We start from the raw sequence: 24,502 nt of genomic DNA on the forward strand, positions 1-24,502 counted from the left end.
GCTTAATCGTATGCGTATTTAAAACTCATGCACAGTTTTATGATATTAATACAATTATACCTAATTCTCCAACTACATCTAAATTTGAAGAAATTAAATCAGCTAACGTTAACGAGTTCCAAGGGAGCTTAGATTTAACTGTTCCTATTTTTAATATAAAAATAGATGATTTGGAAATTCCAATTTATATCCAGTACGATTCCAAAGGAATTAAAGTTGAAGAAGAGGCTAGTTGGATAGGTCAGTCTTGGTCGCTAATTGCTGGAAGTATTATAACACGAAATCAAATAGGAGTACCAGACGATGTAAAAAAGAATGTTGGATTTGTTCCGAACTCGACAGTATATATAAATCCTATCACAAATCAATCTGAAGTTGTAACTTGCTATACTGGAAAAGTTTTTGACAACTGTGGTTGGCTTTATTCAAATAATATGGTTGGTAGAATAGTAAACCTAGAAAAGAATAATTGGAATACGCCTAATCATGATGAAGAATCAAAATATCTAGGAAGTATTTTTCAAGGAGCTTCTGATAGCGCACCAGATATTTTTAATTTGTTTTTACCTAATAAAAAAGGGGAAAAATTCTTTTTTAAAGATTTAAATGAAATCCATTTTTTTGATAAAAATTCAATTAAAATTAATTATTCTTTAAGTGATAGTAATGGAATAACAGAGTTTGAAATTAAAGATGTTGATGGTACTAGGTATAAGTATAATGATACTGAGCTTTTACGTTATCAAAGACAAAACTATATTAGTAATTCTGGAGTAACTAACGTGCCTTCTGGATTGGAAACTTTAGCTAAAACTACCCCTATTAACAAGCTTTCTCAAATGCAAAGAGCTGCTCCATATTCTTTTTGGGATGCTTTAGGACAAGCTAAATGCCAAACAGGAACCGAACCTGAAGCAGTAAGTATTTCAGAAAGACTTTGGCCAAAAGCTTGGCATATTTCAGAAATAACAACTTTTAAAGGAAAAAAAATTACTTATGAGTATGAGACTGATACCATCTATAATTTATCTAACACTCACTGGAAGAGGAATTTATATCTAGGTACACTTGCTGGAGGTATATATCAAAGAGCTTACAATTATTACAATAGTTTACAAAAAATAGCATATCCAAGATTAAAAAAGATAGTTTGGAATAAAGGAAGTATTGAGTTTATTTCAAGTTCGTTAAGGGAGGATGTTTATTCAAATAACGAACAAAAAATTAATTCACAATCAAAGAAGCTTGATAGAATAAGAGTTTATAATGCCAAAAATCAGTTGGTTAAAGAGGTTGAGCTGCTTCATTCATATAATATTGCAGAAGGGTATAATAATGTTTTACCTGAACACGAAAAATCACTTTATAAAAGACTTTTTTTAGAAAAAATTATTATTAAAGACAGTAAATTAAAAAAAGTAAGTAGTTTTAATTTTGAGTATGACTCTACACAATTACCATATAAATTTTCTTATGAACAAGATTATTGGGGGTATTTTAATAATAATAATGGGGCTACTTTTTTACCAAACTTATGGTGGTATCCAGAAGAAGAAAGAGATTATATGGATCAAGGAGTGTTTTCATTATACCCTAGACCTTCGTATGCAGGAACAGAATCTAGGCTTTTTAACTATCAAAAAAGTGGTGATTCAGAGGTTAAATTTGCTGATAGAAGACCAAATTTTAATTTTTCTAAGGCAGGGATTTTAAAAAAAGTTATTTACCCAACGGGGGGAGAATTACACTTAGAATATGAGCAAAATGAATACTTATGGAGAAATATAAATGTTAATGGACCAGGTTTAAGAATTAAGAAAACTACTTTAAAGTCAAGTATGGATGATGTAAACCCTATTATTACTGAATATAATTATAATAATAGTGCAGGACTTACCAATGGAAGGATTCAAACAATACCTATGTTTACTGGTTTAGGAAGATATTTTAGCGAGAGTAACCCAACTCCATTATATTATATTTCATCTGCTCCGATAAATGATTTTAACTATACATTTAATACTAATTTTGGGTATTCAAGTGTAGAAAAGAGAATAATCTCAGGAGGGCAAAATAACGGTTACATTAATACTGAATTTACTAATTATATAACTTTAGGAACAACAAACTATGTTTCCAATCAAGGTGTAGAATTATACAAGTCATCAATATTTAATCTTAGAGGAGATTTTACATATCTTTTTGTTCCTAGTACAGGAAATGGAAGGAGAGAGAATACCCATGATTATTTTCCATATCCTCCAGAAACAAATTTTTCTTTTGCTACAGGAAAGCCTTTAGTAAAGCAAATATTTGATAACGAAAATAATTTAATAAATCAAAAAGTAAATCAATATGGTTTTTCAGATAATATGGATGTTGTCGAATCTTATTTTTCTATTCCAGGAGAAGGAAGTTCTGTAATCAAGTATCTAAGTAACAAGCATAATGTTTTAGAAACAGAAGATAAGAGGATTGAAGATGGTGTTGAAATAGTTAGTAGAACCTCATTTAAGTATAATAATGATTTCCTTATTTCAGAAGAAGAATCATTAAATTCATTAGGAGAAAAGATAAAAGCTGAATACAAATATCCAAAGGATAAGTCAACTTTAATAAATGTTCCTTCAGAAAACTTAGAAGCTATTGATAAGTTAATTGAGAATAATCGTTTATCAGAGGTCTTGCAAAAGAAAACTTATAAGGATAATGCTTTATTAAGTACTGAGCAAAAATTATTCGATTTTCTGGAGCCTAAGTTAAGTAAAATCAGAGTAGGTAAAGGCACCAAAACACTAGACGATTATATAGTTTTTCATTCTTATGATAGTAAAGGCAACCCTGAAGAGGTTAGTAGAAAAGGAGGAAAACATACTGTTTATATTTGGGGCTATTATCAAACACAGCCAATAGCTAAGATAGAAAACGCAACTTTGGCAGAAGTTAATCTAGCTATCTCTACATTAAATGCTAATTATAATACACTTGAAGAAATACAAGAGTTATCTAATTTAGATGATGATAACTGTACAGATTCAGAGTTATGTGATGAAAAGAATCTACGAACAGCGTTAAGCTCATTAAGAAATGCTCTATCACCAAAATCAAAAGTTACTACATTCACCTACAATCCTTTAATAGGAGTTACTAGTATAACTGACTTACGAGGAGAGACAACTTATTACGAGTATGATGATTTTAACAGATTGAAACTTGTAAGAGATGCCGACGGGAATATTTTAAAAGAACACAAATACCATTATAAAAACTAACTCTTGCTATGAAAAAAAATATATTATTAATAATTGTCTCTCTTTTTTTTATAGGAAATCTTTTTTCTCAAACGTTACCAACACCAATAGATACAGGCGAAGATAGTGTTTGGTACCGCGATGCAGATGGGGATGGGTTAGGGAATCCTTTAATTACATATAGAAGTGCAACCCGTCCCAATGGTTATGTTTTTAATGATTTAGATTGTGATGATAGTGACCCAAATGCTACGTTTGAAAAAAGTTGGTATAGAGATAATGATGGAGATGGATTAGGAGATTCGAATACTAGAATTTATAGTTGTAAACAGCCGTCTGGTTATATTTCTACAGGAGGTGATTGTGATGATAGTAATTCTTCTCTTCCTAGGTATTATTATAGAGATAATGATGGAGATGGCTATGGAGATAAAATTAACAGAGTTCTTGATTGTTCAGAACCTTCAGGTTATGTAAGTAATTTTAGTGACTGTAATGATTCTGATGCTACACTTCCTAAATATTGGTATTTGGATTCAGATAATGATGGATATGGAGGAGGAGGAGGAATCCTATATTGTAGTAAACCTGAATTTATTGGTCCTGATGGACAACCTTTATTTTACTCAAATAAAGATGGCGATTGTAATAATAATAATCCAGAAATTAATCCTTTGGCTATTGAGATTTCTGATGGCATAGATAATAATTGTGATGGACAAATAGATGAAAATAGTTCCAACAATAATCCTGATGATTCTATTTATAGTACTAATGAAAACTATACTTTTACAAGGACTTATCAAAAGCCAATGACAAGCTCCAAAGAAATAGTAAGTAATAAAGATGTACTAGAAAGTATTACTTACTTTGATGGATTAGGTAGAGCCAAACAAAGTATTGCAATACAAGCTGGAGGGGTTTTAACGAGTAATGAAATTCCAAAAGATATCGTTACACATATTACCTATGACCCATTAGGAAGGAAGGCTGAAGAATATTTACCTTACGCCACTACAACAAATAATGGAAATATAACAACAGGAGATGTAGCGAGGGCAACAAAGACCTTTTATCAAGCAAAATATGCGGAGGATTTTCCAAATGTAACAGATGTAAATGAAGTAAATGCTTATTCAAAAAAAGAATTTGATGGATCTCCACTTAACAGAGTACTAAAACAAGCGGCTCCAGGAGAGGCGTGGAGATTAAGAAATGGTCATGAAATTGAATTTGATTATGACGCTAATTTAGTTACAGAAGTAAAGGCATATAAGGTAAGCGTTTTAGTTACTGAAAATACCTATATACCTACGCTAATAGGAGGTGATAGTAATTATGAAGAAGGAGAGCTGTATAAAACAGTAACTAAAGATGAAAATTGGACTTCAGGTTTAAATCATACAACTGAAGAATTTAAAAACAAAGAAGGACAAGTCATTTTAAAACGAACCTATAATAACGGTCAAAAACACGATACTTATTACGTATATGATGACTTTGGAAATTTAACTTATGTGTTGCCTCCAAAAGTAGAGGCTCAAGCCGATAAGCCAACTACAACAGAGTTGAATGAGTTATGTTATCAATATGTATATGACTATAAAAATAGATTAGTAGAAAAGAAAATACCAGGGAAAGGTTGGGAATATATTGTGTATGATCAATTAAACAGACCCGTTCTCAATCAAGATGCTAACCTAAGAAGTGTTAACAATACAAGTATTGTAGATGATAAAAAGTGGTTGTTTACTAAATATGATGTTTTTGGAAGAGTAATTTACACAGGTATTTATACTCATAGTTCAATTATTAATAGAGAAGAGATGCAAACCTATTTTGACAATCAAAATAGTTCAAAAGAAAAATACTATGAAGAAAAATTAACTAGCTCAGGAGTATTAGGAGTTTATTACAGTAGCAGTGACTTTCCAAACACAAACTTAGAAGTATTAACTGTAAATTATTATGATGATTATACATTTAATAGGGAAGGCAATGACACCTCTGTAAGCACAGTGCACAATGTAAGTTCAACAACACGTTTACAAGGCTTAACTACAGGTAGCAAAGTTAAAGTTTTAGGAGTTTCACCAGAAAAGTGGGTAACAACAATAACTTATTATGATGAAAAAGCAAGACCAATTTATGTATATAGTAAAAATGACGAATTAAAAACTATCGATATAGTAGAGAATAAATTAGATTTTACAGGAAAGCCTATTGAAGTAAGAACCACCCATAAAAGGGGAGGGCAAGAAGCAGTTGTAATTGTAGATTCTTTTATATATGACCACTCAGGAAGGTTATTATCCCAACAACAATGTATAGGAGATGTTTCTTTAATAAGCTGTAGTAACGAAGCGAACTCAACAGACATTGTGTTTTCTGAAGTAATGACTTTATCAGAGGATAAAATAATAGTAGATAACAATTCTATTACTTTAAAAGAAGGTTTTCAGGTTATAGCTGAAACAGGAAAGTCGATTAAGTTTACTATATCAGAAGTAAACGGAGAAACTATCGTAAGCAATCAATATGATGAATTAGGGCAATTAAAAGCTAAAAAGATTGGAGGTAATTTACAAAAGATAGATTATGAATATAACATAAGGGGTTGGTTAAAAAAGATTAATGAGGATGATGATGCTACCGATAACGATTTGTTTAACTTTAGTATCAACTACAACAATCCTCAAAACGGTGCTACGCCCCTATATAATGGGAATATAAGTGAAACTTCTTGGAATACCTTAAACACCGATACTAGTACGAGGTCTTACTCGTATGAATTTGATGCATTAAATAGATTAGTCAGTGCTACAGGAAATATAGACCGATATGACCTAAGTTCGGTAACTTATGATAAAAATGGGAATATCAAGACGCTTGTAAGAAAAGGGCATTTAAATATAGGAGCAACAAGCTTTGGTACGATGGACGATTTAACATACAGTTATGATAGCGGTAATAAGTTACTAAGAATCTCAGATGGAGCTACTACAGACCAGTTTGGGTTTAAAGATGATGTGCTAGGTAGTACAGTAGATACAACAGATGATTACACCTACGATGCGAATGGTAATATGCTTACTGACACCAATAAAGGTATCACCTCAAATATTACGTACAATCACTTAAACTTACCAGTACAAATCAATGTAGGAGGTCAACTAATTAAATATACCTACGATGCTTCAGGTGCTAAACTGAAAAAAGTAAGTAATGGTGTTACCACAGAGTATTCAGGAGGGTTTAGATATGTAAATGGTGCATTAAAAGACTTTAAACATGCTGAAGGATATGTAAAGAAAGATGGTAGTAGCTTCAATTATGTGTATTCATATACCGACCATTTAGGGAATGTACGCTTGAATTATTCAGACTTAAATAACGATGGAGTTATACAAGCTGCTACTGAAATTTTGGATGAGAAAAACTATTATCCATTTGGTGGAACTCATGAAGGCTATAATACAGCTATCAATGGAGCATATTATCCATTTGGGTATAACGGTAAAGAAGAAAACGATGAAAATGGCTTAGCAACCTTAGATTTTGGCGCAAGAAACTATGATAAATGGGCTGGTCGTTGGATGAATATTGATAATAAAGCAGAAGCAGTAGGTCAAATTCATAGTAGCCCTTTTGGTTTCGCATTGAATAAGCCTACAAACTTAACTGATCCTGATGGAGATTGCCCTCCTGGAATTAATTGTGAAAATGTTTTAGATGGTATGGAAAGAGTAAGAGTTAATAGAGCAAGTAATTTAGGGGCAGGTTATACAAGAAATAATGGTAGAAAATGGCATGCAGGTCATGATTTGTATGCTCCAGCAGGAAGTAATGTCAGAGCCTCGATGTCAGGTAAAGTACATAAGGCAGGAACAAGTAGTTCATATGGTAATTATGTTACTATAAAAACTACTCATACAGATCACGTACCTACAGGTGAATATACAACTAGAAGTGATGGAACAATTATTCCTGAAACAAAAAAAGTAACTAGAACCTATTATACATTTTATGCTCATTTAGAATCAACTGATGTTAAAACTGGAGACACAGTTAAGGCTGGTCAAAAAATAGGAGCAGTTGGTACTACAGGAAATGCAAATGGATTAACAGGAAATAATGTACATTTACATTTTGAAATAGGGACAGAGTTGAGAGGGAAGAACAATCCATTTTTGAAAAAATCAAAACTTTTAGATGCAAATACTGCTTATAAGGATGTGTTCTTTAAATCCCAAGATGAAAGTGGTAATCAAAGTATAACAGGTGTAGTAAGAATATCTAAAGATAAAGATGGTAATATAATTTTTACATTTCAGAACTTTAAAAATACTACTGAGAATGGTAAAAATCAAACAAGACTAATATCTAATCAAAGAAAAGACGAATTACTAAATGGTACAGGGTTTGAATAAAATAATAATAATTCTTTTGGTTATTACATCTTGTAATAGCCAAAAGAAAGCTAAAGAAGAAAGTACTTCTATCGTTAATGAAACTTATAAGAAAGCTGAAGAAAAGCAAGTGAATTCAAAAGAGATTAAAACAGTAGATTCAATTTCTAAAAAAGAAATAGAACCTGTTAAGTTTTTAAAAAAAGCAGGTGTCATTAATAAATCTTATGTTTTTACTGAAGAAATAAGTTATAAAACATATAATAACATTAATTATCAAGTAAATTTGTTAGTGTTAAGTTATGAAGAAAGTTTAGGGAGTCTTTTTTTAGAAGATCCTGTTGTAAACATTTTCTATATCAGAGAAAAAGAAAATCTTTTAGATTATCGTATTATTTATACTATAGATGATGAAGATTTTAAGTTTTCCTTTAAGAAAGGGGAAATCTATTTTTTTGAATATTATGATTCTTCTACAGGCTGGAAAAAAACCATTTTTTATAATAAAAGTTTTTATCAAACACATAGATATGATGAGTCTGATAATATAGATATTGAATCTATCGACTTAAAAAACGGTACATACAAACTAAAAAACAAGAATGAAGTGTTTAAGTTTGAAGAAATAAAAAAATAATAAAAACCACCTTTAAGGTGGTTTTTATACTTCTATATATTATTTGTGTAATTCATAAAACTTCGTGTTTTATTTTTTACAGTTTCAGTATTAAAAATAATTTTTCCTCAAAAAGGAAAAATTATTGATTTAATTTTTTTCTCAAACTCACCTCCAAAACTAGAAACTAAAGTAAAAGGAAGTTTAGGTGAACTTTTAAAGTCTTTGTGTTTTATTAGTTTTTTAAACCTTTGTAGGATTATTAATTCACTTATCTGTTTTGATGCTCCCAATGCGAAAATATATTCAGACAAATCATCCATAGCAAAGAAAATATATGCAGTTTCTTCCGTTGTTTCTCTAGTATAATAATCTACGTAAAGTATTTCTTTTGATCTGGTGGCTTTCATATTATTTAGGGATATTAACTCTTTTTGTTGTACATACTTAAAAACAAATTCCCCTGCTCCCGCTAGTATTTACTAGTGGCGGTTATGCGTAAGCAACTAGAAATTAAATTTTAAAAAATAACAAAGATGAAACCACAGCAGTAATGTTGTGGTTTTTAAAGAATGAGCTTTTAGCTTCGTATTAAGATATAACAAAACTAAAATGATACTTTTACCTTAAATACCATGCTTAATTACTTTTTATAAATAAGGCGATTATGTGTGAACTTACTTTAGGACGGGATATAAGAATAAAAAAAGCCTTAACAACTAAATGTTAAGGCTTTTGTACTGAAGGCGGGACTTGAACCCGCACGGGCATTACGGCCCATTGGATTTTAAGTCCAACGTGTCTACCAATTCCACCACTTCAGCGTATGTGTTTTGTTAATGACTACTTTTTTAAAATGAAACCTCACTCATACAAGTGAGGTTTCTTGGTACTGAAGGCGGGACTTGAACCCGCACGAGCATTACGGCTCATTGGATTTTAAGTCCAACGTGTCTACCAATTCCACCACTTCAGCATACTCTTTTATAAAAAGGCTTGAGCGAAAGACGGGATTTGAACCCGCGACCCTCACCTTGGCAAGGTGATGCTCTACCCCTGAGCTACTTTCGCGTAGTCATTTTTTTATTTTAATGAACGTGCATTACTGCGAATGCGGGTGCAAATATAACACCATTTTTTTAATTACAAAGCAGTTTTTAATTTTTTTCAATTTTAATTCCAATAAAAATTTATGGTGGTTCAATAAGAATGGAATATCTTTGCAGAAATTTTTTAAAATTAGAAGTGGATTCCGTTTCATCTGTACATACTAAAACTTCCATAAAATCAATAGTTAAAGACTTTAAACAGTTAACGAAAGTTGGGTTATCCATTAGTGTGGTTTTTACTTCTATCACTGGATATTTATTAGGAGCAGAATCGATTAATTATACTACCATAGTTTTATTAGCTTTAGGCGGGTACTTAATGGTTGGGGCATCAAATGCTTTTAATCAAGTAATAGAAAAGGATATTGACGCCGTAATGCAACGCACAAAAAACCGTCCGTTACCTTCTGGAAGAATGTCAGCAACTACAGCTTTAATCATTGCTACATTATTTACTATTGCTGGTATTGCTATTTTATATGCGATTAATCCTAAATGTGCCTTATTTGGCGCAATTTCTATCTTTTTATATACCAGTGCTTATACACCTTTAAAAGCAGTAACGCCTTTAGCCGTTTTTGTAGGTGCTATTCCTGGCGCTATTCCTTTTATGTTAGGTTGGGTAGCAGCAACAGGAAAATTTGGTATAGAAGCAGGATTCTTATTTATGATTCAGTTTTTTTGGCAATTCCCCCATTTTTGGGCAATCGGTTGGTTACAGTTTGAAGAGTATAAAAAAGCAGGTTTACATATGCTTCCTATGGATAAAAAAGACAAAGGAGCAGTAGTGCAAATTATTTTTTATACCTGTATTATGATTTTAATGTCGATTGCGCCTGTGTTAAAGGTGACGGGAGACTTTTATATATACCCTATAACAGCAGCAATTATTTTATTATTAGGGTTGTTGATGCTTTACTATGGGATAGTTTTATACAAAACACAAAAAAATACCGATGCTCGTAAATTAATGTTAGCGAGTGTTTTTTATATCACAATTGTACCCATAATTTATGTGGTAGATAAATTTTTACACTAATGAGTGAACAATCATTGAAAGAAGAATTAAAAGTAGCGAAACGTAAATCGGCTAAACCAATGTTATGGATTTCCATGATTAGCATGGTGATGTTTTTTGCAGGGTTAACAAGTGCTTATGTAGTTAGTATGAACCGTGAAGATTGGGTTACGTTTGATTTACCTCAAGCATTTTATATAAGTACGGTATTAATAGTGTTAAGTAGTATTACGCTATTTTTCTCTCAAAAATTATTAAAAAAAGATAATATACAAGCTTCATTTACTTTATTACTAATAACTTTAGTCTTAGGTTTAGGTTTTGTATGGTATCAATATGTAGGCTTTAATGAGCTAAAGGCTGTAGGACTTTATTTTACAGGGCCAGAAAGCACCGTATCTACATCGTTTATTATAGGAATAACATTTATGCATATTTTGCACCTATTGGCAGGTGTAATCGTGCTTTTAGTCGTTATTTATAATCATTTTAAAAAGAAGTATTCTTCAGCCGATATGCTTGGGTTTGAACTCGGTGCAATCTTTTGGCATTTCGTTGATGTACTGTGGATTTATCTATTTTTCTTTTTCTATTTTATTAGATGATGAAAAATGCGTAATTTTGGCGCACTGATTTAACAAAAATTAACAATAAGAGATTTATGGGAGCAAATATTGCTGTAAATTCTGACAACAAGGAGACCTGGAGCGGAGGTGGTGTAAAACCATTTGGCGCTAGTTATGGTAAAATGATGATGTGGTTTTTCATCGTATCGGATGCATTAACTTTTTCGGGCTTTTTAGCAGCGTATGGTTTAACACGTTTTAAATTTATTGATTCTTGGCCTATTGCTGATGAAGTATTTACACACTTTCCAGGATTGCACGGTGTACACGCACCGATGTACTATGTGGCATTAATGACGTTTATATTAATTGTATCATCGGTAACTATGGTGTTAGCGGTAGATGCAGGTCATAAAATGCAACAAAAAAAGGTAGCTTGGTATATGTTTGCTACGATAGTTTTCGGTTTGATTTTCGTTGGATCTCAGGCTTGGGAATGGAAAAATTTCATCAATGGATCTTATGGTGCTGTTAAAACTACAGATAATCATATTTTACAATTTGTAAAAGACGGTCATCAAATTGCTTTAGCAGACTTTGTTCACAATGAGAGAAAAGATGAAAGAGTTCAGCATCAAAGAGAAAATGGATTGTGGTTTGAAAAAGAAGCAACAATTTCTCAATATTCAGTAGCTCAGGTACAGGAAGCTTTCAAAGCAGATCCATCCCTATTAATCAGAATTGAAAAAGTAAATCCTGAAACCAAACAAAAAATAATTTTATCAAGAGAAGAGAGTTTAGCTCAATTAGGAAAAGCTAAAATGGTTGTAGAAGGAGCCAACTTGCATGTAAACGAGTATGGAAACCCAATTTTTGCAGATTTCTTCTTCTTTATTACAGGATTTCACGGATTCCACGTATTCTCAGGAATTGTAATCAATATTATCATTTTCTTTAATGTTGTGTTAGGTACGTATGAGCGTAGAGGACACTATGAAATGGTTGAAAAAGTAGGTTTATATTGGCACTTTGTAGATTTAGTTTGGGTATTTGTATTTACTTTCTTCTACTTAGTATAATCAAAAAACAAGAGTAAAAATGGGTCACGCACACGAATCAAATACAAAAAGAATTTGGATTGTTTTAGCAATCTTAACAATAGTAACAACAGTAGAGGTAGCTTTAGGTATTGTAAAACCAGCAGGTTTACACTTACACGGATGGGGTACTAGTTGGTTAAACTGGATATTCATTATCTTAACGATTGTAAAAGCATACTACATTGCATGGGCTTTTATGCACTTAGAAGGAGAAAAACCTTGGTTTAGACGTGCTATCGTTTGGACAGCTGTCTTTCTAATATGTTACTTAGTAACCTTAGTATTAATAGAAGGTGGTTACTTATACGATACATTAGCACCATTAGTAAAATGGTAATCATATAAAATAAAAATTAAAGGTGGTGTCATAACCACCTTTTTTTATACTTAAATTTATAATAAAATGGATAAAACAAAAAGAAATATAGTATTGTTTGCACTGTTCATCGTGCCATTATTGTTTTATATATTTTTATCATTAGGAATCAATAACTTTGCAAAGTTACCTGTACTAACAGAAAATGTAATTGATATTTCTTCAATAAGTAAAAAACACCAGTTTGATAAAAGAATATCAATAGTTGCCTTTATAGGAAGTAATGTAGAAGAGGCAAAAGGAGAATTGTTTAACCTTAATGAAAAGATTTACAAACCATTTTATGGATTTAAAGATTTCCAGTTAATCGTTATTGCTTCCAACGAAGCCAAGGAAGACGTAGAAAAACTTCAGAAAGAAATAGGAGCTTTTACAAACATGATAAAATGGAACTTTATTTATGCTAGTGAAGCTGAAATTGAAGTATTGTACGATAGTTTTAAAACAAATCAGTCATTAGATAAAAACTTACATTCTTCAAAGGCTTTTATAATTGATAAAAAGGGGAGTTTAAGAGGAAGAACAGATGATGAGGACAGTGCAGGGGGTAAGTTGTTTGGCTATCATATGAAGTCTGTAGCTGAACTAAATAATAAAATGAAAGATGATGTTAAAGTAGTACTGGCAGAGTATCGTTTGGCATTAAAAAAGAACAACGCAGATAGAGAAATTTAAGGAAAACTCAGATGAAAAAACAAAATTATTCATACGTAGGTATTTCACTAATCGTATTGCTTTTTGGTATTTATGCAATCCCTAAAATTGTAGCCCACTTCCAAACAGCTAACTTGCATAAGTTCAATAAAGTGCCAGACTTTGAATTTATCAATCAAGACGGTGAAACAATCACTAATAAAAACTACGAAGGAAAAGTGTATGTAGTTGAGTTCTTTTTTGCCACTTGTCCTACTATCTGCCCTTTAATGAATGCACAAATGGTAGAAATTCAAAATGAATTTATGGGGAATCCGAATTTCGGGATAGCATCCTTTTCAATTACACCTGAAATTGATACACCACACCAATTGAAAGAATATGCAAAGAATAATGGGATAAATCATAAAAACTGGCATTTACTTACCGGAAAGTCAGAGGATGTTGTATATGATTTGTCGAATGAAGGTTTCAAGCTATATGCTGGTAAAGGAGAAGCTAGCCATGGTGGTTTTGAGCATTCTGGTTTGTTTGCATTAGTTGATAAAGATGGATACATTCGTTCACGTTATGATGAACATGGTAATCCAATTATGTACTACAGAGCCTTGGATGAGCATAATTTTGGAAACCAAATTAGTGAGTTAAAAGAAGATATTAAGTTATTACTGAAAGAGTAAGATGAGTACAGCAGAAGAAAAAAAGTATAAAAAGTTTATTACCGTAATTTCTATCGTAATTCCTATTGCAGTAGCTGCTTTATTTGGGATTAAAATACCTAATGTAGAACCATTGTCTTTTTTACCGCCTATTTATGCTAGTATAAATGGTTTTACGGCTGTGTTGCTAGTTGCTTCGGTAGTAGCAATTAAAAATGGAAAAAGAAAATTACATGAACAGCTAAATACCACAGCTATTGTTTGTTCTGCGTTGTTTTTGGTGATGTACGTGGCATATCACATGACTTCAGATTCTACTAAATTTGGAGGAGAAGGGATAATTAAATATGTATACTTTTTTATTTTAATAACTCATATATTATTATCAATTATCATTATCCCATTTGTCTTAATAACCTTTATGAGAGCTCGTTTGGGGAATTTTCCTGAACATAAAAAAATTGCAAAAATTACATTTCCCTTATGGTTATATGTAGCGGTTACAGGAGTAGTTGTTTATTTAATGATATCACCTTATTATGTTTAAAAAAATTATATTTTTTATATTTCTAGTATTTTCCCTGAATGCTTCTGCACAATGTGCAATGTGTAAGGCTGTCGTTGAAGGAGGTAATGAAACGATCGCTGAGGGAGTAAATAATGGAATTACTTACTTAATGGTGTTTCCATATATATTAGTCGGACTTTTATTTTACTTTATTTACCGTCACAAAAAGAAAGCAAAAAGCTAGTATTTCAAAATCAAGAATATTTTTTGTAACATTTCTCAGTTTTAATCGTCATATAGTCGCAGTAAAAAATAACTTACCGTATTTATATGGTAGGATACAGAATTGTTTGCTAGTTTTTCTAATTAACAGAAAAGCAATATATTTCTACTTTTAGAAATATCAACTAACTGAGTTTAAATAAAAAATATTGATCTTTTGAAAACTAAAATTGCATTATTTGCAGCTATTTTTACTTCTGTAGCTGTTTTTTCACAAAAACAATGGACACTTAAAGAGTGTGTAGATTACGCCTTAAAAAACAACATATCAGTTAAGCAAAATCGCTTAAGCGTTCAATTAGCTGAAAAGGACGTTGAAATATCTAAAGGAAATTTTTTACCTGATTTAAACGCTTCTTCAAGTGCTGGTTTTAGTTCTGGTTTATCACCAGATCAAACAGGAGTTTTAAAGAATACACAAAATTTTAATTCTTCATTCAGTCTGTCAAGTAGAGGAACTATTTTTAACGGTTTCAGAAATCTAAATCAAAAAAAACAGGCAGAATTGAGTGTTAAAGGAAGTGAGTTGGATTTAGCAAAAATAGAAAATGACATTTCTTTAAATGTAGTAAATGAATACTTAAATGTATTGTTTGCTAAAGAAAATTTAGAGGTTGCAACAGTCCAAGCAGAGATTAGTAAAAAGCAAATAGAAAGAGCTAGAGCTCAGTTTGAAGGAGGGGTAATACCAAAAGGAGACTTATTAAATGTGGAGTCTACTGCTGCGAATGATGTTCAAAGTGTAGTGTTACAAGAAAATACTTTGAGCATAGCCTTACTAAGGTTAAGTCAATTATTGCAAATACCTTCTAAAGATTTTGATGTAGCTGATATTGAAGTAGGCTCACCTTCAGCAGCATTATTATATGATAACTCAGATATAGTATATGAAAAAGCATTAACTGCTTGGCCAGATATAGAAAGAGCAAAGTTAGATGTAAGCAACGCTGACTTAAATATTAAGCTAGAAAAAGGAGCTTACTTACCCAACTTGTCTTATTCTATAGGAGCAAGTAGTTCTTATTTTCACCAGTTTAATAACCTATTTCCAGGCCAAACTAATGAGTACTTTTTTAAGCAAACAAAAGATAGAATTAGGTATAATATAGGTTTATCACTTAATATTCCAATTTTTAATCGTTTTCAAACAAAAAATAGGGTTACTAAATCTGTAATAAATAAAGAGGTTTCTGAACTTGCTTTAGAAAATCAAAAATTACAATTACAACAAGAAATAGAAAGTGCTTTTTTAGATGCAAAAGCAGCTGCTAAAACCTATGAAGCAGCTCAAGTGTCATTAGAGGCTCAAAAAGAAGCTTTTAAAAATGCCCAAGTTAGCTACGACTATGGGTCGATGACTCAATTTGATTTTGATCAAGTACGTAACCGATTGGTGAATGCGGAAGGAGCAATAATTAGAGCAAAATATGATTATGTGTTTAAAACGAAAGTATTGAAATTTTACTACGGAGAGTCAATCGTAGAATAATTTAGAAAGATATATTTATTGTTGGAAGAGCCTTGTTAGAATTTTACTAATGAGGTTTTTCTTTATAATGTATCTTTGCCAAAAATAAATTTCAGATTTGGCAACAATCTTACATATAGAAACTGCAACTAAAAACTGTTCGGTTAGTGTAGCAGCTAAAGGAGAGCTTTTAGCAATACAAGAGTTAAATGATGGAAACTATTCACATGCTGAGAAACTACACCCATTTATTCAGCAGGTAATACAGGAAGCAAAACTTTCTTTTAATGATATTGATGCTGTGGCAGTAAGTAAGGGGCCGGGTTCTTATACAGGATTGCGCATTGGAGTTTCAGCAGCTAAGGGGCTGTGTTTTGCTTTTGATAAACCTTTAATAGCTATAGAAACCTTGCAATCTTTGGCTCATAAAGTTTCTATGGAAGAAGGAGTAATTATTCCGATGTTAGATGCTCGTCGTATGGAAGTATATGCAGCTGTATATAATTCTAAACACGAACGAGTAAGAGATATAAAAGCTGAAATTATAGACGAAAATTCTTTTCAAGAGTACTTGTTAAAAGGAAAAGTATATTTCTTAGGGGATGGAGCAGAAAAGTGCAAAGAAGTTATTACGCACGAAAATGCAGTTTTTATTGATGGAGAGTTTCCTTCTGCGAAAGAAATGGTTCAGTTAAGTTTTGATAAGTACAAAAAAAACGACATCGAAGATGTCGCTTATTTTGAACCTTTTTATTTAAAAGATTTTGTGGTTACGCCTGAAAAAAAACGTTAACTCTCTTTGTGGATTTCAACAGAGTGAGGGTAAGGAATTTCTATTCCCGCTTTATCTAAGGCAATTTTAGTATTTTCTGTTATGTCAAAGTAAACAGCCCAATAATCTTCTGTTTTAGACCAAGGTCTTACAGCAAAATTCACAGAACTATCTGCTAATTCAGACACATTTACTGTCGGAGCAGGATCTTTTAATACCTTGGGGTGCGAAGTGATAACATTCATTAATACTTCTTTAGTTTGCTTAATGTCTGCGTCGTAAGAAACACCAAAAGTTAAATCCACTCTACGAGTCCCTTCCGAAGAATAATTTATAATATTTCCATTCGATAAAGATCCGTTAGGGATGATTATTTCTTTATTAGATAATCCTATGAGTTTGGTGGTAAAGATTTCAATCTCTTTTACAACCCCAATTTCCCCCTGAGCTTCGATTAAATCACCAACTTTAAACGGTTTAAAAAGCATAATTAAAACACCTCCAGCAAAATTACCTAAAGAGCCTTGTAAAGCTAAACCAACAGCCAAACCTGCTGAAGCTAAAATAGCCGCAAAAGAAGTGGTTTCAACACCTAATTTTGCTATTACAGTAATAATTAAAAGAATTTTTAATGACCAGTTTAATAAGTTAGCTAGGAATTTTTGCAATGTAATATCTACCTCTCTTTTAGACATTACTTTTTTTGCTGCTCTAAGAATTAAGTTGATAAGGTAAGAACCTACAATGTAAATAATAATAGCAACAATTGCTTTAGGAGCATACATTACTATGAGGTCCTGAAATTTTTCTAAATACTTTTCCATTTTTTATGGTAAATTTTAGTTGTTAATAAATGATTTTAGTTAGTAGTGGTTAATCTTATAGCATTAGACTAATTATTCCTGCGAAAGCAGGAATAGACTGGATGACAAAAATACGAGGTTTTTTTGTAGAATAAGAACCATAAAGACCAGCAATAAAAACACAGCTCAAAAAAAACAGACCTACATCGGTTTTTTGTGATGCAATAGACCAAATTAGACCAGCTGCTAGAAAACCGTTGTATAAGCCTTGATTAGCAGCCAATACTTTTGTTTCTTCTGCAAAATCTTTTGATTTTAAACCAAAAGTTTTTATTCCCTTGGGGTGGGTCCATAGTAGCATTTCTAGTACAAGAATATATAAATGAATTATAGCTACCAAGGTTAAGAGAATGTATTGTACAATATTCATCATAAATTAAAAGATAAATGCGGTTTAGATAATTGTCAAAACCGCATATAGTAAATAATTTGTTTAGGTTAAGGTTATTTTACTTCAAAAGTTACCTTTAGATTTACTCTAAATTCAGTTATTTCATCATCATTCACAACTACACTTTGCGATTGTACAAAGGCAGATTTAATACCTTTTACCGATTTCGAAGCTTGTTTAATGGCTTTTCTGGTAGCATCTTCCCAGTTTTCTTCTGAGTTTGCTAAAATTTCAATAACTTTCATTACTGCCATAATAATAATTTTAAGATTAATTTATGTAAATGTAAGATTTTTTATAGTCTTTTCAATTTGATAATCAAGTGTTAAAATATTTAATGTTAATTTAATGTTATGTAAATGTTTCAAATATGTAAAATTTTTGTATATTTGTGTTAACAGGTATTAACTTTAAAAGATTTAGATTATGAAAAAATTAGTATTAGCAGCTTGTATGTTGTCGATATCATTTATACAAGCTCAAGATGTAGAGCCAAAATATGAAGTTGAAGGTGATTTAGTAAAAGCCACTTATTTTTATGAGAATGGTACTATTAAAGAACAAGGTTTTTTCAAAAATAAAAAGTTAACAGGTACTTGGACTTCTTTTGATAAGAAAGGAAATAAGGTGGCTATTGGTCATTATGAAGCAGGAAAAAAAGTAGGTAAATGGTTTATGTGGAAAGAAGATGGATTGAAAGAAATCGATTTTAAAGATAATGCCATAGCAAGTGTACAAACTTGGAAAGAAGAAACCAAAATGGCAGTGAAATAAGTTAATATTTTGCAGAATAAGAGAATTAGACCGAGTATTTGAATATGCTCGGTTTTTTATTTTCTTCCAAAATCAGCAGGAATTTCTCCCCATGCTTTGGTTTCCCACTTCAATAAAGGATTTGTAAAAGTGTTTTGTTGTAACCAGTTTTCAGCACGTTTAATTAAGTCTAAAACCTCTTTATTAGAACTATCAAATGTAATATTGGTTCTACACTGCTTTTTTTTAACCCAACTCATAGCAATTTTAGAATCAGAATAAATAGGATAAGAATCCATTTTTTTAGTTTTTAACAGGGCAATTCCATGGACGAGAGCTAAGAACTCACCAATATTATTAGTACCGTTTTTAAATGGCCCCATTTTAAATATTTCTTTCTTGTTATGGGTCAACACCCCCCTATATTCCATTAAGCCAGGGTTTCCTGCACAAGCAGCGTCAACAGAAATACTTTCTAAAATAGGAGAACCGTAGGTAGCTTTTTCTTCTGGAGAAAGTGTTGTTTTTTTAGTGTCTTTTCCCTTGTAGTCGTTATAGCTCTTCTTTATTGCTAACTCAGCTTCTTTTTTATCGGCAAAAGCTTTGTATTGTGCTCCAGTAAAGCCATTAATTTGCTTTTTACAAGCGTCCCATGAAGAAAAGACCCCTGTTTTTTTTCCTTTCCAAACTACGTAGTATTTTTTCTTTTTACCCATTTTGTAAAATAAGCTCTTCTATAATTTTTGGGAAGTGTTTATATTCCAACACGTGAACTTTTTGAGCGATAGTTTCCGGAGTATCATCCGTAGAAACAGCCGTTTTAGCTTGGAAAATAATAGCGCCTTCATCGTAATTTTCGTTTACGTAGTGAATGGTAATACCAGTTTCAGTTTCATTATTTTCTTTTACAGCATTGTGTACATTCATTCCATACATTCCTTTTCCTCCATACTTTGGTAATAAAGCAGGGTGTATATTTATTATCTTATTAGGGAAAGCGTCTACAATTTTAGAAGGAATACGCCATAAAAACCCTGCTAATACAATAATGTCAGCTTCTGCAAGTAAAAAATTTAATACCGTATCTTCTTTATGAAAGCTTTCTTTATCAAATAACGATGCGTCAACATTTAGTTTCTCACAACGATCAAAAACTTTGGCATGCTGGTTGTTAGAAAGCACATGAGTAACAATCGCAGTTTTAGAAGAGTTGAAGTATTTTATGATGTTTTCGGCATTAGAACCAGAACCAGAAGCAAAAATAACGATGCGTTTCATGTTAAAATTTAGTTGTTTTGTTACTACAAAAAAAAGAATAATTATTAACAATGGTGGTGTTTGTAGCAAAATATTCAGGTATTTTTTTTATTTTAGACATCACATTTTTGAGCAAAAGTTAGAATTAATAACTAAGATTTGTATTTTTGCCTCGATTTTAAATTTTAAAACAAACAAATTATGTCAGACATTGCATCAAGAGTAAAAGCAATTATCGTAGACAAATTAGGAGTAGACGATAACGAAGTAACTAACGAAGCAAGCTTCACAAACGATTTAGGAGCAGATTCTTTAGATACAGTTGAGTTAATCATGGAATTCGAAAAAGAATTTGATATTCAAATTCCAGATGATCAAGCAGAAAACATTGGTACTGTAGGTCAAGCGATTAGCTATATTGAAGACGCAAAAAAATAAGATTATATGCAATTAAAACGAGTTGTAGTAACTGGACTTGGCGCATTAACGCCAATAGGAAACAATAAAGAAGAGTATTGGAATAGCTTGGTTAACGGAGTTAGCGGAGCAGCACCTATAACGTATTTTGATGCTGCCAAGTTCAAAACTCGTTTCGCATGTGAGCTTAAAGGTTTCAACGCGACCGATTTTATAAATAGAAAAGAGGCGCGTAAAATGGATAGATTTACGCAGTACGCAATGGTTGCTTCAGACGAAGCAATTGCCGATGCTAAGTTAAACCTAGATGAAGTTAACAAGTTAAGAGTTGGCGTTATTTGGGGAGCGGGTATTGGAGGTTTAGAAACATTTCAAGATGAAGTGTTAAACTATGCGAAAGGTGATGGTACTCCAAAATTTAACCCATTCTTTATCCCAAAAATGATTGCAGATATTGCTCCTGGAAATATTTCTATTAAAAATGGATTTATGGGGCCAAACTATACTACGGTATCTGCTTGTGCATCATCAGCAAATGCTATGATTGATGCGTTAAACTATATTCGACTAGGCCACTGCGACGTAGTTGTAACAGGTGGTAGTGAAGCTGCTGTTACAATTGCTGGAATGGGTGGTTTTAATGCTATGCATGCTTTATCTACAAGAAATGAAAGTCCAGAAACAGCTTCAAGACCTTTTGATGCTGAACGCGATGGTTTCGTTTTAGGAGAAGGAGCTGGTGCCATAGTTTTAGAAGAATATGAACATGCAAAAGCTCGTGGAGCTAAAATTTATGCAGAAGTTATTGGTGGAGGATTGTCTTCAGATGCTCACCACATGACAGCACCACATCCGGAAGGAATAGGTGTAATTGCAGTAATGAAAAACTGTCTTGAAAACGCTGGAATAAAACCAGAAGACGTAGACCATATCAACACTCACGGTACTTCAACCCCTTTAGGAGATGTTGCAGAATTAAAAGCAATCTCTGAGGTGTTTGGAGATCATGCTAAAAACATTAATATCAACTCAACAAAGTCTATGACAGGACATTTGTTAGGTGCTGCTGGTGCTATTGAAGCAATTGCTTCGTTATTAGCAATGGAGCACGGTATTGTTCCCCCAACAATTAATCACACTAACGTTGATGAAAACATCAACCCAGAGTTAAACTTAACGTTAAACAAAGCTCAAAAAAGAGAGATTAAAGTTGCAATGAGCAATACATTTGGTTTTGGTGGTCATAATGCTTGTGTTGCCTTTAAAAAACTAGATTAACCTTTTATGAATTTTCTTCGTAGAATTGTTAAACCCCAAAACAAAGCGGATGAAAACTTCTACTACGAATTAAAAGAACTGCTTAATTTTAAACCAATTAAGTTATCGTATTACAAAAAAGCATTTACGCACAGATCTTTAAAATTAGTAGATAGTAATGGACATCCTATAAACTACGAACGTTTAGAGTTTTTAGGAGATGCCATTTTAGGTACAGTAATAGCTTCTTACTTGTTTAAAAAAGTACCGGAAGGAGATGAAGGATATTTAACTCAAATGCGATCTAAAATCGTAAGCAGAGAACATTTGAACAATCTAGGGAAAGATTTAGAGTTAATTAGATTTGTAAAAAGTAATATTTCTAAAGAGCACGTTAGCAATAATATTCACGGAAATATTTTTGAAGCCCTTATAGGGGCAATTTATCTAGATAGAGGATACAATTACTGTCATCAATTTATTTATGAACAAGTAATAATGCCTTATGTAGATATAGAGCGATTAGAAGGTAAAATATCTAGTTATAAAGGTTTTGTAATTGAATGGTGCCAAAAGCAAAAGAAAAAGTATAAATTCGAGTCTTACGAAGATTCAGGGAATCAAAATAAGAAGCACTTCAGTGTACGTGTTAGTATCGATGGTAATATTATAGCTAAAGGAAGAGCAACATCAAAGAAAAAAGCAGAAGAAATCGCTGCAAAAAGGGTGTATTTTGCCATGCAAAACCAAATGCTTAAATCTTAACACGTAAACAAAAAACGTTTTCGTAAAATTTACATAGTATTTTCTATACATTCATTAATTTAGCAAAAACAAATAATTGTTTTTATGCCAATTTATGAGGTGAACATAAATGAGTTTTCTAACGATAATTATATATTGATTGGAATTCATACTACTTTAAACGAGTATAAATTAGCATATTTATTAAACCAATATTTACAAATTAAGTTTAATAGGGCAGGTTACGATTTAGATTTTGTTAAAAAAGGAAATCTATCATCTTACACGGTATACGAGTATACTAATGTTAAATTATGTCAAGATTGGTTTTTAATAGCAAATGCTTATAAGTCAACTCTTGAAGCAGAATCAATAAGTCTTTTTAATCAAAGTGATTCAATAACGCGGTTGATACCAGAAAAGAAAAAAGTTGACTTTTTTTTAAAGTTAGAAGGAGATTTTGATTACGACTCAATTGTAAAAATTATTGAAGTTATTAAACAAATACCTCAAATAATAACCTCTTATCAAATAGAGGTAAACTCATTAAAATCGAAAGATTTTTTAATTTTTTAATTATATGCCACATAACAAGAAAACAAAAATTGTAGCAACATTAGGTCCAGCAACAAACACAAAAGAAATTTTAGCAGATATGGCTGCAGCTGGTGTAAATGTTTTTAGAATTAATTTTTCACATGCCGACTATGAAGTAGTAAAAGAACGTGTACGTCAAATACGCGAGATAAATGAAGAAAGAGGTTATAATGTAGCCATCTTAGCCGATTTACAAGGGCCAAAACTTAGAGTTGGTGTAATGCAGGAAGGAGTAGAATTAAAAGCAGGCGATACCTTTACTTTTACGACAGAAAAGTGTGAAGGAACACAAGAAAAAGCATACATGACCTACCAACGTTTTCCAAAAGATGTAAAGGTAGGGGAGAAAATTTTAGTTGATGATGGTAAGCTATTGTTTGAAGTAACTGCTACAGACAAAGAAAGTGAAGTTATAACCAAAGTAGTTGTTGGAGGAGCACTGAAATCGAAAAAAGGAGTGAACCTTCCAAATACGAAAATTTCATTACCAGCTTTAACAGAAAAGGATAAAAAAGATGTAGTTTTTGCTTTAGAACAAGAGGTAGACTGGATTGCACTTTCGTTTGTAAGAACACCAGAAGACTTACGTATTTTACGTGATATCATTAAACAGAAATCGCGTTATAGAGTTCCTGTAATAGCAAAAATAGAAAAACCTGAAGCTGTTGAAAACATTGATGCTTTAATTCCATATTGTGATGGATTAATGGTCGCTCGTGGAGATTTAGGGGTAGAGGTGCCTATGCAAGATGTTCCTTTAATTCAAAAAAGCTTAGTCCGCAGAGCGAAGCTAGCCAGAATACCAGTTATTATTGCTACACAAATGATGGAAACTATGATTGAAAACTCTGTACCAACAAGAGCGGAGGTAAATGATGTAGCAAATTCTATTATGGATGGAGCAGATGCTGTAATGCTTTCAGGAGAAACTTCAGTAGGAAAACACCCTGTTAGAGTTATCCAAAAAATGACAGAAATTATTGGTAGTGTAGAGTTTTCAGATTTAATTGAAGTGCCACAAGAGCCACCTCATATTCGTACCAAAAGATTTATTACAAAATCGGTATGTCATCATGCAGCATTGATGGCAGATGATATCAATGCAGCAGCAATATCAACCTTAACTAATAGTGGATATACAGCTTTTCAAATTTCAGCTTGGAGACCAAAATCACATGTATTAGCGTTTTCATCTGAGAAAAGAATCTTAGGAAAGTTAAATCTTCTGTGGGGTGTTAGAGCTTATTTTTACGATAGAGAATTAAGTACTGATGATACAATTGAAGATATTAATGAAATAGCTAAAGAAAAAGGCTATGTAAAGACAGGGGATTTTATAATTAACCTTTCTTCAATGCCAGTGAAAGCAAAAGGAATGGTAAACACGTTACGTGTTTCTCATATAGACTAAATAGAGATAATAGAATATAAAAAA

The 24,502-nt window shown here is 31.9% G+C and carries 24 protein-coding genes and 3 tRNA genes; 18 read left to right on the forward strand and 9 right to left on the reverse strand.

The window, feature by feature from the left end; genetic code table 11:
* The 3 genes from ACN0WY_RS10165 to ACN0WY_RS10175 form a co-directional block, all read left to right on the forward strand.
* Positions 1-3,272: RHS repeat domain-containing protein (locus tag ACN0WY_RS10165; protein ID WP_417800295.1), on the forward strand; the 3,272-nt coding region annotated here is incomplete at its 5' end.
* Between the two features lie 8 nt (positions 3,273-3,280).
* Positions 3,281-7,681: a DUF6443 domain-containing protein gene (locus ACN0WY_RS10170; RefSeq protein WP_417800296.1), complete on the forward strand. Its 4,401-nt coding sequence runs from the start codon at positions 3,281-3,283 to the stop codon at positions 7,679-7,681.
* Positions 7,674-8,297 carry a hypothetical protein gene (locus ACN0WY_RS10175; protein ID WP_417800297.1) on the forward strand — a complete coding sequence of 208 codons (624 nt, stop codon included), beginning with the start codon at positions 7,674-7,676 and terminating at the stop codon, positions 8,295-8,297. Before ACN0WY_RS10170 ends, ACN0WY_RS10175 begins: the two co-directional genes overlap by 8 nt.
* Positions 8,298-8,404: 107 nt before the next feature.
* Here ACN0WY_RS10175 and ACN0WY_RS10180 read toward each other — a convergent pair whose 3' ends face one another.
* From ACN0WY_RS10180 to ACN0WY_RS10195, 4 genes are all read right to left on the reverse strand, one after another.
* Entirely contained in the window at positions 8,405-8,686 is a 282-nt protein-coding gene (locus ACN0WY_RS10180; RefSeq protein ID WP_417800298.1) for a hypothetical protein, read from the reverse strand.
* Between the two features lie 328 nt (positions 8,687-9,014).
* Positions 9,015-9,100: transfer RNA gene (locus tag ACN0WY_RS10185), tRNA-Leu, on the reverse strand.
* 63 nt (positions 9,101-9,163) lie between these two features.
* Positions 9,164-9,252 (reverse strand) — tRNA-Leu (locus tag ACN0WY_RS10190).
* A 23-nt stretch (positions 9,253-9,275) separates the two neighbouring features.
* Positions 9,276-9,347: transfer RNA gene (locus ACN0WY_RS10195), tRNA-Gly, on the reverse strand.
* A gap of 138 nt (positions 9,348-9,485) precedes the next feature.
* Here ACN0WY_RS10195 and cyoE point away from each other — a divergent pair.
* The 9 genes from cyoE to tsaB all read left to right on the forward strand — a co-directional run bounded on the left by cyoE (position 9,486) and on the right by tsaB (position 16,809).
* The gene (gene cyoE, locus ACN0WY_RS10200; RefSeq protein WP_330487896.1) at positions 9,486-10,424 is read left to right on the forward strand and encodes a heme o synthase; all 939 of its coding nucleotides are present in this window, start codon (positions 9,486-9,488) and stop codon (positions 10,422-10,424) included.
* The gene (locus ACN0WY_RS10205; protein WP_330487897.1) at positions 10,424-11,008 is read left to right on the forward strand and encodes a cytochrome c oxidase subunit 3; all 585 of its coding nucleotides are present in this window, start codon (positions 10,424-10,426) and stop codon (positions 11,006-11,008) included. The genes cyoE and ACN0WY_RS10205 overlap by 1 nt, the downstream gene beginning before the upstream one ends.
* Positions 11,009-11,064: 56 nt before the next feature.
* Complete coding sequence (locus tag ACN0WY_RS10210; protein ID WP_330487898.1) at positions 11,065-12,048, forward strand: cytochrome c oxidase subunit 3; 984 nt, start codon at positions 11,065-11,067, stop codon at positions 12,046-12,048.
* A 19-nt stretch (positions 12,049-12,067) separates the two neighbouring features.
* Positions 12,068-12,406: a cytochrome C oxidase subunit IV family protein gene (locus tag ACN0WY_RS10215; RefSeq protein WP_099215117.1), complete on the forward strand. Its 339-nt coding sequence runs from the start codon at positions 12,068-12,070 to the stop codon at positions 12,404-12,406.
* Between the two features lie 66 nt (positions 12,407-12,472).
* Complete coding sequence (locus ACN0WY_RS10220; RefSeq protein WP_330487899.1) at positions 12,473-13,120, forward strand: hypothetical protein; 648 nt, start codon at positions 12,473-12,475, stop codon at positions 13,118-13,120.
* 11 nt (positions 13,121-13,131) lie between these two features.
* Entirely contained in the window at positions 13,132-13,779 is a 648-nt protein-coding gene (locus ACN0WY_RS10225) for an SCO family protein (protein ID WP_330487900.1), read from the forward strand.
* Between the two features lies 1 nt (position 13,780).
* On the forward strand, positions 13,781-14,305 hold the full coding sequence (locus tag ACN0WY_RS10230) for a DUF420 domain-containing protein (protein ID WP_330487901.1): 525 nt from the start codon (positions 13,781-13,783) through the stop codon (positions 14,303-14,305).
* 400 nt (positions 14,306-14,705) lie between these two features.
* The gene (locus ACN0WY_RS10235) at positions 14,706-16,037 is read left to right on the forward strand and encodes a TolC family protein (protein WP_330487903.1); all 1,332 of its coding nucleotides are present in this window, start codon (positions 14,706-14,708) and stop codon (positions 16,035-16,037) included.
* A gap of 97 nt (positions 16,038-16,134) precedes the next feature.
* Complete coding sequence (gene tsaB, locus ACN0WY_RS10240) at positions 16,135-16,809, forward strand: tRNA (adenosine(37)-N6)-threonylcarbamoyltransferase complex dimerization subunit type 1 TsaB (RefSeq protein WP_417800299.1); 675 nt, start codon at positions 16,135-16,137, stop codon at positions 16,807-16,809.
* On the opposite strand, the gene ACN0WY_RS10245 is transcribed toward tsaB, so the two are convergent.
* The 3 genes from ACN0WY_RS10245 to ACN0WY_RS10255 all read right to left on the reverse strand — a co-directional run bounded on the left by ACN0WY_RS10245 (position 16,806) and on the right by ACN0WY_RS10255 (position 18,296).
* Positions 16,806-17,612 (reverse strand): mechanosensitive ion channel family protein, encoded by an 807-nt coding sequence (locus tag ACN0WY_RS10245; RefSeq protein WP_330487905.1) that lies wholly within the window; start codon positions 17,610-17,612, stop codon positions 16,806-16,808. The genes tsaB and ACN0WY_RS10245 overlap by 4 nt on opposite strands.
* 55 nt (positions 17,613-17,667) lie before the next feature.
* Entirely contained in the window at positions 17,668-18,024 is a 357-nt protein-coding gene (locus ACN0WY_RS10250) for a DUF1304 domain-containing protein (RefSeq protein WP_330487906.1), read from the reverse strand.
* Between the two features lie 71 nt (positions 18,025-18,095).
* Positions 18,096-18,296, reverse strand: coding sequence for a dodecin family protein (locus ACN0WY_RS10255; protein WP_330487907.1), 201 nt, complete (start codon positions 18,294-18,296; stop codon positions 18,096-18,098).
* Between the two features lie 172 nt (positions 18,297-18,468).
* On the opposite strand from ACN0WY_RS10255, the gene ACN0WY_RS10260 reads away from it, so the two are divergent.
* Entirely contained in the window at positions 18,469-18,816 is a 348-nt protein-coding gene (locus ACN0WY_RS10260) for a toxin-antitoxin system YwqK family antitoxin (protein WP_417800300.1), read from the forward strand.
* Between the two features lie 56 nt (positions 18,817-18,872).
* Here ACN0WY_RS10260 and ACN0WY_RS10265 read toward each other — a convergent pair whose 3' ends face one another.
* Together ACN0WY_RS10265 and ACN0WY_RS10270 are read right to left on the reverse strand one after the other, a co-directional pair.
* Complete coding sequence (locus ACN0WY_RS10265; protein ID WP_417800301.1) at positions 18,873-19,511, reverse strand: viroplasmin family protein; 639 nt, start codon at positions 19,509-19,511, stop codon at positions 18,873-18,875.
* On the reverse strand, positions 19,504-20,073 hold the full coding sequence (locus tag ACN0WY_RS10270) for a phosphoribosylglycinamide formyltransferase (RefSeq protein ID WP_417800302.1): 570 nt from the start codon (positions 20,071-20,073) through the stop codon (positions 19,504-19,506). Before ACN0WY_RS10270 ends, ACN0WY_RS10265 begins: the two co-directional genes overlap by 8 nt.
* A 180-nt stretch (positions 20,074-20,253) precedes the next feature.
* Between ACN0WY_RS10270 and ACN0WY_RS10275 the strand changes: the two genes are divergently transcribed.
* The 5 genes from ACN0WY_RS10275 to pyk all read left to right on the forward strand — a co-directional run bounded on the left by ACN0WY_RS10275 (position 20,254) and on the right by pyk (position 24,478).
* Positions 20,254-20,490, forward strand: a complete 237-nt coding sequence (locus tag ACN0WY_RS10275; RefSeq protein ID WP_028891431.1) for an acyl carrier protein — start codon at positions 20,254-20,256, stop codon at positions 20,488-20,490.
* A 6-nt stretch (positions 20,491-20,496) separates the two neighbouring features.
* Positions 20,497-21,747 (forward strand): beta-ketoacyl-ACP synthase II, encoded by a 1,251-nt coding sequence (gene fabF, locus ACN0WY_RS10280; RefSeq protein WP_330487911.1) that lies wholly within the window; start codon positions 20,497-20,499, stop codon positions 21,745-21,747.
* A 6-nt stretch (positions 21,748-21,753) separates the two neighbouring features.
* Positions 21,754-22,491: a ribonuclease III gene (gene rnc / locus ACN0WY_RS10285; RefSeq protein ID WP_330487912.1), complete on the forward strand. Its 738-nt coding sequence runs from the start codon at positions 21,754-21,756 to the stop codon at positions 22,489-22,491.
* An 84-nt stretch (positions 22,492-22,575) separates the two neighbouring features.
* Positions 22,576-23,046: an IPExxxVDY family protein gene (locus tag ACN0WY_RS10290; RefSeq protein ID WP_330487913.1), complete on the forward strand. Its 471-nt coding sequence runs from the start codon at positions 22,576-22,578 to the stop codon at positions 23,044-23,046.
* A 4-nt stretch (positions 23,047-23,050) separates the two neighbouring features.
* Positions 23,051-24,478 (forward strand): pyruvate kinase, encoded by a 1,428-nt coding sequence (pyk, locus tag ACN0WY_RS10295; protein ID WP_330487914.1) that lies wholly within the window; start codon positions 23,051-23,053, stop codon positions 24,476-24,478.
* Positions 24,479-24,502: the final 24 nt, after the last annotated feature.

Origin of the sequence: Tenacibaculum sp. (genome assembly GCF_048269885.1) — a bacterium.
Classification (GTDB): domain Bacteria; phylum Bacteroidota; class Bacteroidia; order Flavobacteriales; family Flavobacteriaceae; genus Polaribacter.